The sequence below is a fragment of the Acidovorax facilis genome (assembly GCF_050626955.1).
In the GTDB taxonomy this organism is placed as follows: Bacteria; Pseudomonadota; Gammaproteobacteria; order Burkholderiales; family Burkholderiaceae_C; genus Acidovorax; species Acidovorax facilis.
Map to the genome: position 1 here is coordinate 668,371 of NZ_CP192460.1, position 13,368 is coordinate 681,738.

General features: G+C 66.5%; 6 protein-coding genes. All 6 read right to left on the reverse strand.

Going from position 1 to position 13,368, the window contains the following annotated elements:
• Nucleotides 1-576 carry an RNA polymerase sigma factor gene (locus tag ACQ4MJ_RS03030; protein WP_431150141.1) on the reverse strand — a complete coding sequence of 192 codons (576 nt, stop codon included), beginning with the start codon at nucleotides 574-576 and terminating at the stop codon, nucleotides 1-3.
• Nucleotides 577-724: 148 nt separating this feature from the next.
• A complete protein-coding gene (locus tag ACQ4MJ_RS03035; RefSeq protein WP_431150139.1) occupies nucleotides 725-1,888 on the reverse strand; it encodes an alpha-hydroxy acid oxidase in 1,164 nt (387 codons plus the stop codon).
• A 252-nt stretch (nucleotides 1,889-2,140) separates the two neighbouring features.
• Nucleotides 2,141-4,426, reverse strand: coding sequence for a diguanylate cyclase domain-containing protein (locus ACQ4MJ_RS03040; protein WP_431150137.1), 2,286 nt, complete (start codon nucleotides 4,424-4,426; stop codon nucleotides 2,141-2,143).
• 84 nt (nucleotides 4,427-4,510) lie between these two features.
• Nucleotides 4,511-6,925 (reverse strand): penicillin-binding protein 1C, encoded by a 2,415-nt coding sequence (gene pbpC / locus ACQ4MJ_RS03045; protein WP_431150135.1) that lies wholly within the window; start codon nucleotides 6,923-6,925, stop codon nucleotides 4,511-4,513.
• Nucleotides 6,918-7,286, reverse strand: a complete 369-nt coding sequence (locus tag ACQ4MJ_RS03050) for a hypothetical protein (protein WP_055400618.1) — start codon at nucleotides 7,284-7,286, stop codon at nucleotides 6,918-6,920. The genes pbpC and ACQ4MJ_RS03050 overlap by 8 nt, the downstream gene beginning before the upstream one ends.
• Nucleotides 7,287-7,338: 52 nt before the next feature.
• Complete coding sequence (locus tag ACQ4MJ_RS03055; RefSeq protein ID WP_431150131.1) at nucleotides 7,339-13,308, reverse strand: MG2 domain-containing protein; 5,970 nt, start codon at nucleotides 13,306-13,308, stop codon at nucleotides 7,339-7,341.
• Nucleotides 13,309-13,368 lie beyond the last annotated feature (60 nt).

Below are 13,368 nucleotides of genomic sequence, written 5' to 3' on the forward strand. Positions count from 1 at the left end.
TCAGGCGTAACGCGCCATGCAGGTGCGCAGTTGCTCCAGCCCCCGGCGGATCCAGGTCTTCACAGTGCCCAGCGGCAACTTGAGCTGCTCGGCCAGTTCGCCGTGACTCTGGCCACGCAGATAGGCCAGGCTGACCACCTCGCGTTGTTTGTGGTCGAGCTTGCCCAGGCAGTGGTGCAGCGCAAACGACTGCTCGCTGGCATCGGCCGTGTCCATGGGGTTGGGCGAATCGCCCTCCAGCGTCTGGGCCAGCTCGTCGTCCAGCTCGTTCATCAGGTCGGCCCGGTCGCTGCTGCGCTTGCGCAGCGCATCCAGCGCCCGGCTGCGTACGATAAGCCCCATCCACGCCATGGGCGGGCTGAGTGATGCGCGGTAGTTGCCGGCGCCGCGCCAGATGCTCAGGAAGGCCTCCTGCAGCACGTCCTCGGCCACATCGCGGTTGCGCACAATGCGCAAGGCCAGGCCAAAAAGCGGCGACGAGGTGCGCTCGTACAGCCTTTTGAGCGCAGAGTCTTCCTGCGCGGCGATGCGGTCAAGGAGTTCCATCAGTTCACGGTCTGGTTGGGGGGTGCTCATGCGCCCATTCTCTGGGATGGATCGGGTTTCAAGGACTTGCGGGGCTTTGCTGTAGCTGAATACGCCACAAAAGGGAGGATGGATTCACCGGGAAGCCAGAAACAACAAAGGCCGCAGCGCGGCCTTTGCAAGGGCGAGTCGGCAAGACTCAGGTCGGATAGGTGCCTGGCAACAGAATGGAGCGGTCCACTGTGTTGATGTTGGTGTGGCCGCAGAACGCCATGGTGATGTCCAGCTCCTTCTGGATGATCTGCAGCGCGCGGGTCACGCCTGCCTCACCAAAGGCCCCCAGGCCATACAGGAAGCTGCGGCCGATCAGCGTGCCCTGCGCGCCCAGCGCACGGGCCTTGAGCACGTCCTGCCCGCAGCGGATGCCGCCGTCCATCCACACCTCGATGTCCTTGCCCGCCGCAGCGGCAATGCCGGGCAGCGCGGCGATGGAGGATGGGGCGCCATCGAGCTGGCGGCCGCCGTGGTTGCTGACGATGAGCGCATCGGCGCCGCTGTTGACGGCCAGGCGCGCGTCTTCGGCGTCCATGATGCCCTTCAAGATCAGCTTGCCGCCCCAGCGCTTCTTGATCCACTCCACATCGCCCCAGTTGAGCTGCGGATCGAACTGTTCGGCCGTCCACGACGACAGCGACGACAAATCGCCCACGCCCTTGGCATGGCCCACGATGTTGCCAAATGAGCGGCGCGGGGTGCCCAGCATGCCGAGGCACCAGCGCGGCTTGGTGGCCAGGTTGATGAGGTTGGCGACGGTGGGGCGGGGCGGGGCCGAGAGGCCGTTCTTGATGTCCTTGTGGCGCTGGCCCAGGATCTGCAGGTCCAGCGTGAGCTGCAGCGCTGAGCAGTTGGCGGCTTTGGCGCGGTCGATCAGGCGCTCGATGAAGTCGCGGTCACGCATCACGTACACCTGGAACCAGAACGGGTGGTTGCCCGTGTGCTGGGCAACGTCTTCGATGGAGCAGATGCTCATGGTCGAGAGCGTGAACGGGATGCCAAACGCCTTGGCCGCCTTGGCACCCAGGATCTCGCCGTCGGCATGCTGCATGCCGGTGAGACCCGTGGGCGCAATGGCCACGGGCATGGCCACGTCCTGGCCGACCATGGTGGTGCGGGTGCTGCGGCCCTCCATGTTCACGGCCACGCGCTGGCGCAGCTTGATGCGCTGAAAGTCGCTTTCGTTGGCGCGGTAGGTGCCCTCGGTGTACGAACCCGAATCGGCGTAGTCATAAAACATGCGCGGCACACGGCGCTGGGCAATGACACGCAGGTCTTCAATGCAGGTGATTTTGGACAGATCGGGCACGCGGACACTCCAGAAAGGGGTTGCACAGGGGGCTGCACAGGGGGCAGACAGGACTGCGCCGAATGGTAGGCACTTGCCTGCGGGTGGGCCATCAAAATTATTTGTGCGGGCTGCAACAAATTTCCAAGGCGGTGGGAGAGCGGGGGCCTTGGAGGGGCAAGAATTTCAAAGAAATTGGCTGCTAGCGCTTATTTGGAAAGCGCTAATGGCTATAAAAGTTATAGCAAAATACCACACCAGAACTCTGGCGACTTATGGATCCTGCCCAGCCTCCACAGCGGCCAGCACCACCTCGGGCTCGGCGTCCGGGCCCCGGTAGAGCATGAAGCGCATGCGCCCGCCGCGTTTGGCGGCGTACATGGCGCTGTCGGCATGGCGCGAGAGCGCATCGAACGTATCGCCGTGCTGAGGGAAGAGTGCGATGCCGCCGCTCAGCCCCACCTGCAGAAAACGCCCCGCCAGCGCGAAGGGCGCGTCGCACGACGCAAGGATCTTGCGCGCCACGTGGCAGGCGGCCTCGGCGCCGTCCAGCCCCGGCAGCAGCACCACAAACTCATCCCCGCCCTGGCGGCACACGGTGTCGGACGCGCGCACGGCAGCCTTCAGGCGCTGCGCAAACTGCACCAGCAGCAGGTCGCCCACATCGTGGCCCAGGGTATCGTTCACGTCCTTGAAGCCGTCCAGGTCCAGGTACATCACGGCCAGGCACTTGCCTTCGCGGCGGGCCTGCGAGATGGCCAGCTGGGCGCGGTCTTGCAGCAGCACGCGGTTGGGCAGGTCGGTCAGTGCGTCGTACTGGGCCAGGTGGGCCATGCGCTCGGCCATGACCACCGATTCGGTCACGTCGCGCAGTACGGCCACGGCGCCGGTCACCGTGCCATGGCGGTCGGTGATGGGGCTGGCGGTTTCCTCCACCTGAAAGCGCTGACCATTGGTGCGGTGCAACAGCACGCCCCGCACGGGGGGAGTCGCCATGCCGCACTGGATGGCCGCACGCAGCGTGTTGGTCAAAGGCTCATCGTTGTCAGGGCTGCGCAGGCTCACCACCTCGTCCACGGTGTGGCCTGCCGCATCAAACGCCTGCCAGCCCGTCAGGCGTTCTGCCACGGGGTTGAGGTAGGTCACCATGCCCTTCGCGTCCGAGCAGACCACTGCGTCGCCAATGGCTTGCAGCATCAGGCGCACGCGCTCTTTCTCGTCGAACAGCTCGTTCTCCATGTGCTTGCGCTCGGTAATATCCGTCACTTGCACGAAGAGCCCGGTGACCACGCCGCGCGCGTCTGCGTCGGGCAGGTAGGAGACGATACTGTGCCGCGGCTGGCCTTTCGGGTTCTGGTCAGTACGTTCAAAGCGCTGCGGTGCACCCGCCAACGCCAGGTCGTAGTAGGGCTTGCTGGCCGCGTAGCGGGATTCGCTGAGCAGCTCGCTGATATGCCGGCCGCGCACAGGCACCGGGTAGGTGCCGAACTCCTCGAGCGCCGCCCGGTTGGCAAAGCGGTTGTGCATACTGGCATCCCAGTAGGCAATCATCGAAGGCACGTTGTCGAGGATGGTGCGCAGGTCATGCTCAGCCTCGGCCAAACGCGCCGAAACCTGCTGGCGCAGCACCAGCTCACGCACGAACAGCAGCGCCAACCCAAGGCAGCCAGCCATCAAGAGCGCAGCAAAACCACCCAGGACCCAGGCACTGCTCCTCCACTTGGCCAAGATGGTGTCGGTGGACTGGGCCACGTTCAGAATCAGGGGGTAGTTGCCCACAGGCCGGAAGGAGTACAGACGCTCCACGCCGTCGAGCGCGGCCTTACCGACAAAAGAGCCTGTGCCCTCGGCCTGAAAACGCAGCAGGTTAGGCGTACCAGCGATGGTTTTGCCGACATCAGCATCACCATACGGAAAGCGGGAGATCACCACCCCGTCCCGCCGAAACATGTTGACCCCGCTGTTGGAGCCCAGGTCCAGCGAACCAAACAGTTCGTTGAAATAGCTCAGGCGGATAGCGCCGACCACCACCCCGGCAAAGCTGCCGTCTGCATGGAAGTACGGACGAGAAATGGGAAGGATGTTCAGACCCGTCACCCGTGAAGGCACGGGCTTGCCGAAGAACAGCTCCCGCTCGCCCCGCTCACTGAATGCCAGAAAGTAGTCGCGGTCGCCCAAGTTGGTGCGGCGAGGGGTCAGGGAGCCCGAGTCCAGAATGACGTTGCCCTGAGCGTCCAGCACCAGCACATCGCCCGCGCCGCGCGCGCGCAGCGAGTTGTCAAACACCACCCGCGCACGCAGGTCGGGGGGCAGCGCCCATACCTCGGGCCGTGCCACCTCGCGGGCCACGCCCTCCAGGGATTTGTCGAACGAGTCCAGCGACCAGGCCAGGCCCTGCTCCATGGTGCGGGCCAGGTTGGAGTTGGTCTGCACCGCGTAGCTCCATTCGTCGTTGCGAATGGTCCAGATGGTGCGGGCAAACAAGGCACCAATGCCCAGAGCCACCAGCAAAGCCAGCCATATGAGGCGGTGAGAGAAAAACTGGCGAAGGGAGGGCATAGGGATAGTTTGTAACTATTTTAAACAGCCGCCTTGACAGGGACTTGGCCCCAAGTCACACCGTATTCCTCGGACTTGTCAGCGTCAATGCGCACCTGCCCGGAGAGGCTGGGCCACCACACCTGCGCCGCGCACCTCCAAACGGACCTCGTCCAGCACCTTGCCCTGCGCGTCGGTGAGCTGCACCACATGGCGCCCGGGCCAGGGCAACCAGGCCACCCGAGGGCCTCGGCCCAGGGTTTTGCCATCCAGCCGCCACTGCACCGCATTGCCCGTGGCGGTGAACTGCAGGCGCTGGCGCGCCGGGGGGATGTCCGGGTCCAGCGCAATGATGGTGCCCGGGGCGGGGGCGGTGATGCGCGGGGGCAGACCCGCAGGAGATACGGCCGCATCGGGCGCAGATTTTTTAGCATCATTTTGGCCACTAGCGCTTGATGGGTAAGCGCTAATAGCTACCGAATCAATAGCAAAAAACGCCTGCTGGGTGCCCTGCACAAACCATTCGTCCCGCGCGGCCTCCAGCGGCTGGCCGCCGCCGCGTGGGTCCGGGCTGCCAGGCTGCGGCGCCACGGGCCCAAATCGCACCGCTGTGCGGGCCAGGCCTAGGGGGGCCTTGGGGGCGCGGCTGGGCTCGCGGGCATGCAAAAACCCCATCACCGCCGACCAGATGGGGGCCGCGCCGCTGGTGCCGCTCACATCGTGCATGGCGGCGCCGCTGGCGTTGCCCACCCACACACCCACGGTGTAGCGCTCTGACCAGCCCACGGCCCAGTTGTCGCGCATGTCCTTGCTGGTGCCGGTTTTCACGGCCGTCCAGAAGCGGGTGGCCAGCACGCTGTCGGTGCCAAAGGTGCGGGCGCGTGCGTTGCCGTCCGAGAGGATGTCGCCCACGATGAAGGCGGCACGGGCGTCCAGCGCAGGGGCAAAGCGCGGCTTTGCAACATCCGAGAGCGCTACAGCACTCGACCGTCCGCCGTTGGCCAGGGTGCCCGAAACAGGACTTGCGCGCCCGCCGTTGGCGAGCGTGCCCGCAACAGGACTGGCCCGCCCGCCATTGGCGAGCGTGCGAAAGGCGTTGGTCAGGTGCAGCAACGGCACCTCGGGGCTGCCCAGCGCCAGGCTGTAGCCAAAATAATCGCCGCTTTCGCGCAGCGGCAAGCCCACGGCGCCAAGCTGGCGGTGGAATGCGTCGGGCGTGACCATCACCAGCGTGCGCACGGCCGGCACATTGAGCGACGCGGCCAGCGCCGTGCGCACCGACACCCAGCCCTTGAACTGCCGGTCATAGTTCTGCGGGATGTACAGGCCACTGGCAGTGGTGATCTGCGCGGGCGAATCCTCTACCAGCGAAGCCGCCGTGAGGCGCCGCTCGGCAATCGCCTGCGCGTACAAAAACGGCTTGAGCGTGGAGCCCGGCTGGCGCAGCGCCAGTACACCATCGACCTCGCTGGCCTGGCTCAGTTGCCCTGAAGATCCCACCCAGGCCAGCACCGCGCCCGTGGCGTTGTCGAGCACCAGCACGGCGCCGTCTTCCACATTGCGCCCGCGCAGCTCGCGCAGGTGCTGCTGCAGGCTCTGCACGGCAAAACGCTGCAGCGGCGCGCGCAGGGTGCTGGGCACACGCTCGGGAACTGCGCCGTCTTTGCCAGAGCGCTGGCGAAGCAGGTAGCGGGCGAAGTGCGGCGCCACGCCTTCGCTCGCATCAAATGCGCGGCGCTGCAGGGCGGCGGTGGTGAAGAGGTCCAGCGCATCGCAATCCACACGGGCCAGGGCTGGGGTGGCGCGCTGCGCGGGGCGCGCGCCGCTGGTGGCCTGCATATCGCGCAGCACCCCGCACGCCCGTTGCGCCACCAGCGCGGGCCGGGCATTGGGTGCGCGCACCAGCGCAGCAGCCACCGCCGCCTCGCGGTCGTCCAGCCCGTGCGCGGCCTTGCCAAACAGCGTGCGGCTCAGGGCATCAATGCCCACCAGCTCGCTGCGAAACGGCACGAGGTTGAGGTAGGCCTCCAGGATCTGGTCTTTGCGCCAGCGCCGGTCCAGCACCTGTGCGGCCACCGTCTGCCCCAGCTTTTGCACCACGGTGCGCCCGCCAGGGCCCTGGCGCCAGTCACCGTCCAGCAAACCCGCCAGCTGCATGGTGATGGTGCTGGCCCCGCGCGTGCGCTGGTTCCACAGGTTGCCCCAGGCAGCGGCCGATGCGGCGCGCCAGTCCACGCCGCTGTGCTCAAAAAAACGCTTGTCCTCGCTGAGCACCAGGGCCGTGCGCAGGGCGGGCGACACCTCCGCCAAAGGCACCCACTGGCCGCGCCGCACGGTGGCATCGGTGCGCAGGCGCTGCAGTACCTCGCCTTCGCGGGAGAGGATGAGGGTGTCGGAGGGCTTGAAGTCGGCTCGCACCTCGTCAAACGCCGGAATAGCCCAGGCGGCCGATGCGCTGACCATCCAGAGAGTCCAGCCAGCGTACCAGCGGCGAACGCCGCCCCCCCGGCGCTCAGCCATTGGGATGCTCCCGGTCAAACCGGGTTTCGGCCTCGCTCAGGTGGCGCAGCAGCACGTGCGAAATCAGATTGACGCCAATGCCACCAAACACCACGGGCAATACATAGAGCGCGATGGACAGCTCGGAGATGAACACCGCGTCGTCGGCCAGCGACGGCGTGGTTTTGGCCAGGGACGCGAGCGACTGCAGCAGGTACACGTCCACCCCAGCTATCAGCACCAGCGCCACACCAAAGCCGAGTACGGCCACGCGGGAGATGGACCGGGTCGCCAGCAGCAACCCGTAAATGCCCGCAGGCAGTACCAGCGAAAACGCCACCAGCACCCAGAACCGCAGTTCCACAAAAACACTGAGGCTCATGGCGTTGTTCTGAAGGGCAGGCTCAAAACGGAAGGCTGCATGGCGCTGCGGTTTACCGAGCCGCCTCCACCTTTACCCGCGCGTTGGGCACCTCGCCAAACATCTCGGGGGCGTACATGGCCTCCACCCGGCTGGGCGGCAAGGCAAAGTCGCCCACGTTGTTCAGGCGCACGGTGTATTCCATCTTGACCGTGCCCTTGGGCAGGTACTCGTAGTAGCTGCGGAAGGCCTCGAAGCTGCGCTCCTCGAACGCGGGCCAGCCCGCGCCGCTGCGCTTCTCGCCTTGGGTGGCGATCTGCGAATCCCGGCCCAGGCCGCTGCCCAGGATGGTGGCACCGCCCGGAATCGGGTCGGTGATGGCCACCCAGGTCATGTCGGCGCTGGCGTTCACCTCCAGCGTCACACGCAGCACGTCGCCGCGCGTGTACTGGCCTGCGGGCAGCGACTTGTTGGCCTGCTCCACGGGTGTCACGGTCTTGGTGATGGCATATCCCGCAGCAAAGGGCGCCTTGAGCTGGATGGCAGCGACGGATTGCAGGGTGAGCCACGGCTTGCCGGGCCCTTGGTGGGTCACCGCCAGGTTCTCCTTGCCACCGGCCTTGCCCCAGGCCAGGAACATGTCGTTGTTCTTGAGGTTGCCGGGCGATGCGGGCGCGCCGAACCAGGTGGTCTGGTGCGCGGCGCCCGTGGCGTCACTGGCCTTCAAGCGTTCGACCTTGCTCCAGTCCACGCTGGCGGTGTTGCCAGACATCGCGGCTTTGGTGGTCCCCGAGACTGGCACGGCCTCGAACTTGGCGCTGAATTTCTCCAGCGCCAGCCCGCCCCACAGATTGGCGGTGGTGGTGTGCCAAGCGCCCGCCTGCTGGCGGCTGATGAAGCCATTGGCCAGGCGGCCCATGTCGTCCTTCCATGCCGGGTCGTCCATCACCGCGAGCATCAGGCGCGCGGTGTTCACGTCGCCGTTTTGCATCAGCCACCACCAGTAGTCGTCCTGCTCGGTGCTGAAGATGAGCTTGGTGCCCTGGAACGACAGTCGGCTGCGCAGGATCTGCATGGCCTCGGCCAGGCGCTGGTCGCGCTGGGGCACATCGGCCACGCGCTTCAAGACGTTGACCCAGTCGATCACCGTGTGTGTGGGCCACTGGTTGGGCGCGATGGTGATGCTGCTGACCATGCGGCCCTGGGCCTTACCGTAGCGCGACAGCGCTTCGAGCGCGGCCACCTTACGCATGTCCAGGTCCTTGCGCGGGCTCCAGAAGCTGCGCTGGATGCGGCCTTCCACAAACGCGATCAGGCCACGCTCCATGGGCGCGCGGGCGGCGTCGGGCAATGCAAACGCGGGGTTGATGCTGGCGGCCTCGTGCGTAGCGGCCAGCACGTAGGCCGTCAGCGTGTCGCTCCCCCGGTTGCCATCGCCGTCGCGCGGCGGGAAGTAGTTGGCCAGGCCGTCGCTGTCGAGGTAGGTGGGCAGCTGCGCCACCACGGTCTGCCACAGCGCGCCGTCGCGCAGGCCCACGGCCTTGCTGGTCTTTTGCTCGAGGCAGGCAAACGGGTAGCGGGCCCACCAGTCGCGCACGCCCGGCAGGCCTTCGGCCAGCTTGGGCTGCAGCGACATCTTGAGGCCACCCCGGCCAGGGATGGCATCCGCAGGCGGGTTCACGTCCAGGTTGAAACTGCCGTCCACCTGCACCAGCGTGGCCTGCTGCACCGTGAGTGGCACAGCCGGGATGATGCGCTGGCGCGCCTTGAGCGCATCGCGGGCGCCGCCCACGGTGTCCTTCGCCTCGATCTCCCACAGTATGGACTCGGCGCGGGTCTGCGCCAGTTGCGCTGGCGCCGTCACGTTCCAGGCGACCTCACGCGCTTCCTCCGGCGGGATGTCGATGGTCTGCGGCTTCAGGTCGAGCAGCGTGGCGCGCGGCGCCACCTCCACCTTCATCGCCGTCTTGGTGGTGTTGCGCAGCGTGATCTGGGCGCGGAACTGGTCGTCCTCGCGCACCAGTGGCGGCAGGCCGCTGATGATCTGCAAATCCTGCGTGGCGCGGATGCTGGTGCTGCCGGTGCCGAAGAGGCCCGTGGCGGCATCGGCCACAGCCACGATCTTGAAGGTGGTGAGTGCGTCGTTCAGCGGCACCGTCACCTTGGCCTGGCCGTTGGCGTCCAGCTGGATGGAGGGCTCCCACAGCAGCAGCGTGTCGAGCAGCTCACGCGTCTGCGCGCGCCCCCCGCCACCGCCTGCAGGCACGGCCTTTTTGCCGTAGTGGCGGCGGCCGATGATTTCCATCTGCGCGGTCGATGTCTCCACGCCCCAGCTGCGCCGCTGCAGCATGGCTTCGAGGAGGTTCCAGCTGGTGTTGGGCATCAGCTCCAGCAGCGCCTGGTCCACGGCGGCCAAAGCCACCTCTGCATTGGCAGCGGGCTTGCCGCCCGGCAGGGTCGCGGTGATGGTGACCTGGGCCTTGCCGCGCACGGCGTAGCTTTCCTTGTCCGTGGTCACTTTCACGTCGATCTGGTGGGCCGCTGTGCCCACGCGAATCTCGGCCATGCCCAGACGGAACGCGGGTTTGGACAAGTCCACCAGCGCCGTGGGCGCCTGGTACTCCTTGCCTTCGTACCAGAACGAGGTCCACCACTCGCGCGGCGCCTTGAAGCCCCAGGTGAAGAAGCTGTACCACGGCACCTCGCGCAGGCGGCCACGCAGGGCCAGCACGCTCACGTACACATTGGGGCCCCAGTCGGGCTGCACCTTCAGGCTCACGGTCGGGTCTTGTCCGTTGAGCTGCACCACCTGGGTGTCGATGATGCCTTCGCGCTCCACGGCCACCAGAGCCGTGGCAAAACGGAACGGCATGCGCACCTGGAACTTGGCGATCTCGCCGGGCTGGTAGCTTTTCTTTTCGGGCAGCAGGTCGATGCGGTCGTGGTCTTCGCCACCAAACCACAGCTCGCCCTGGCGCGTGACCCATACGGAGGATGCGGCCACGCTGGTGTTGCCGTCCTTGTCGGTGGCCGTCACCACCAGCTCCACCTCGCCGGGCTCGTCGAGCTTGGACTCGCACAGCAGCAGGCCGCGTGCATCGCTTTTGCCGCTGCACAGCGTGCCCAGGTCTTTGGTTTCGGTCTGGTTGTCGTAGCTGTAGAAGCCGCCCACCATGCGCTTGCGCGTGCTGGTGGTGATGCGGGCAATGGCCTGCACCTGCAGCGAGGTGTCGGCGGCGGGTTTGCCGTTGTGCTGCAAGGCCAGCGCCTGGTAGCGGATCTTCTGTCGGGCAGACACCCAGCCCTCGGTCTTGATGCCCGCCACCACACCGGCGGGCCACAGCGCTTGCGTGCTGCGGATGGTCTGCACCTCGCCATTGGGGTCGGCGTAGGTGGCTTCCAGCAGCAACTCCTGCGGTTGGCGGGCCTGGGGCACGTTGTCGATGGTGACCTTGCCCGCACCGTCCTTGTTCAGCGTGAGCGGCAGCTTGTCGGCAATCACGCGTGCATCCTGGCGGGCCGCAGCTTCTTCGTCGTCGCTGTTCGCACTTTCCTGCTCTCGCTTGCGGGGCGGTGTGAAGCGGAAGGCATCGTAGTCGCTGTACTGCAGCGCCTTGCCGCGCACCATGGCCGACACGCGCACCGGCAGGTTGGCGGCCCCGCCGCCCGCCACGTAGTTGATCTGCACATCGGTGGGCACCGAGCGCACGCGCACCAGGGCCTTCTTCTCGACCGGGGTGATGCGCCCTTCCAGCACGGGCAGGCGGAACTCCTCCACCCGGAACTCGCCGGAGCCGAAGCTGCGTTCATCACCGGAATCCTTGCGCAGCTCCACCTGGTACACCCCCAGCTTGGCGGCGGGCGGGATGGCGAAGCTGTTCAGCGCACTGAGGCCACCCGTGGCCGTGTCGCGCCAGGCGACGGGCTGGGTGAACTGCTGGCCACTACCCACATGGGTGATGACCAGGGTTTCGGGCCGTTCCTTGGGCAGCGCAAAACCCTGGCGGGTTTCCGAGCGCAGCACGTGTTTCATCGACACGGTCTCGCCCGCGCGGAACAAGGTGCGGTCAAAAATGGTGTGGGCGCGTTCGCTGGGGCGCGGGTCGCTGCTGGTGGGCACGTTGAAGCGCCAGGGTTCGATGCCGCGCTGCCAGTCACTCCAGGTGAAAGCCATGTCCTCCACGCCGCCCTCGTCCTTGTGGCGCGCGCTCACGAAGTAGGCGTTGCCGCCGTCGCCGTAGTCGCCGCCATCGCCGCAGCGGGTGGGGTCGGACGACAGGCCTTCGATGCGGGCCACGCCCTGGGCATCGGTCAGCGCGTTGGCCAGCTCATTGCCCTTGCAGTCGCTCACACGCACCGTGGCGCCCTGCACCGGCTGGCCCTTGTCCAGCGTGGTCACCCAGGCCAGGGCGTTTTCGCGGCCAAGCTTGAAATGCACGCCCAGGTTGGTCACCAGGGCCGAGGTGCGCACGAACATCGTGCGGGCGTCCCCGTGGCGCTCATCCAGCAGCGAAGCGCCGAGCTTTTGCGAGGCGATCTCCACCACATGGAAGCCGGGTGGCAGCGGAATACCCACCACCTCGAACGGGCGCGGGTCGTTGCTCGCTGGCTTGGGCAAGTCCAGCGTCTTCACGCCACCCTTGCCCGCCAGCAGCGAAAGCATGCGCGACTGCACATACTCCTTGTCTTCGTCCAGCACCTTGGGCAGCGGTCCGGTCACGTCGCGCCGCGCCTGCTTGCGATCCACCACGTAGCTGTCGTAGCGCTGCACCTTCTTGAACCACGCAATGATGTCGGCGTCGGTGCGCGGCTTGAGCGTGCTCACGGTGCCCGGCTGCAGTCCCTGCACGCGCAAGGCGGCTTCCACGTTGCGCAGTGTCACGGGCAACAGCGCTGGGGGGTTGTCAGAGCGCGGGCCTTCGGCAAAACGCTCGACGATGCCAAAAGGCGCGGCCGCAAACTTGGCCAGGGGCGGCATGCCGCCGGTGGCCACCTTGAGCGGGAAGTTGTCTGCGTTGCGCAGCGGGCGGCCCGAGGCGTCCTTGAAGTCCTTGGGCAACTCCAGTGTGAAGGCCGTGTTTTCGGCCAGGGGCGCCGCAAACTGCACGCTGTTGACCAGCGCATCCCCCTTTTGGCCCTCGATGCCGCCATCGGTCTGGGGCTTCAGGGTTTCCTTGGCGGACTTGAGGCGAATGGCGGTGGCCAGGCTGCGCGGCACCGGGGCGTTGAAGGACAGCTGCATCGGCCGGATGGGCAGGCACGCCGCCTGCGCGTTCTCGCGCTCGCAGCTGAACTCGGCCGCAAACGGCTCGCGCACCTTGAAGTCAAAGCGCTTCTCCACCGTGTTGGCCACGCCGCTGGGTGTGGCCACGCCCTTGCCAAACACGATCTGCATGCGCGAGCCCGAGGTGAACCGCCGGTTGCAGGCCAGCGTGGCGTACTGCAGGGGGTCTTTCGCCGCGCTTTTTTCCAGGCCCAGCGTCTTCAATATTTCGGCGCGCTGCGCGCCTTCAATCAGCCGCACCGGCACGCGCTCGCCCACGCCTTCCACCGTGCACCACACATTGGCCTGAACGCTGGCGGTGGTGGCGGGCCCGTTGAACTGCAGCACGAAGAACTGCTCTTCGTCGATGGCCTGGTAGGGGTTGGGGCGGATGGTCTGCACAAACGGCCCGCCGCTATTGAATTGATAGCTTTTGGTGCCCGTCAGATCAGCGCCAGAGGCCGATTTGAACCCGGGTTTGACCGTTGCGGTGCAGCGCACGCCGGGTGGCAGGTCACTTTCAAAGTCGAAAACCCACTCGCGCTCGCCTGTCCAGCGGCCCGTGCCCTTGGTGGCGCTGGCATCGCTGCAGCTCAGGTTGATGGGCGCGGGCGCCTTGGGGTCGCCGAAGTTGACGGCCGCCGCATCGAACTTGGCCACCACTTGCCGCACCCGGGCCACTTCGCCCTGCGGTGAAAAACTGGTGATCTGCAGGGCGTGTGCGCCCATCGAAACCAAAGCCCCCGACAACAACACCAGGGCACGTTGCAAGACATTCATTTTTGACATCCCTCTATCCGACTCGACCGCGAGGGTAGCCGATATGCCGGGGACCGCCCC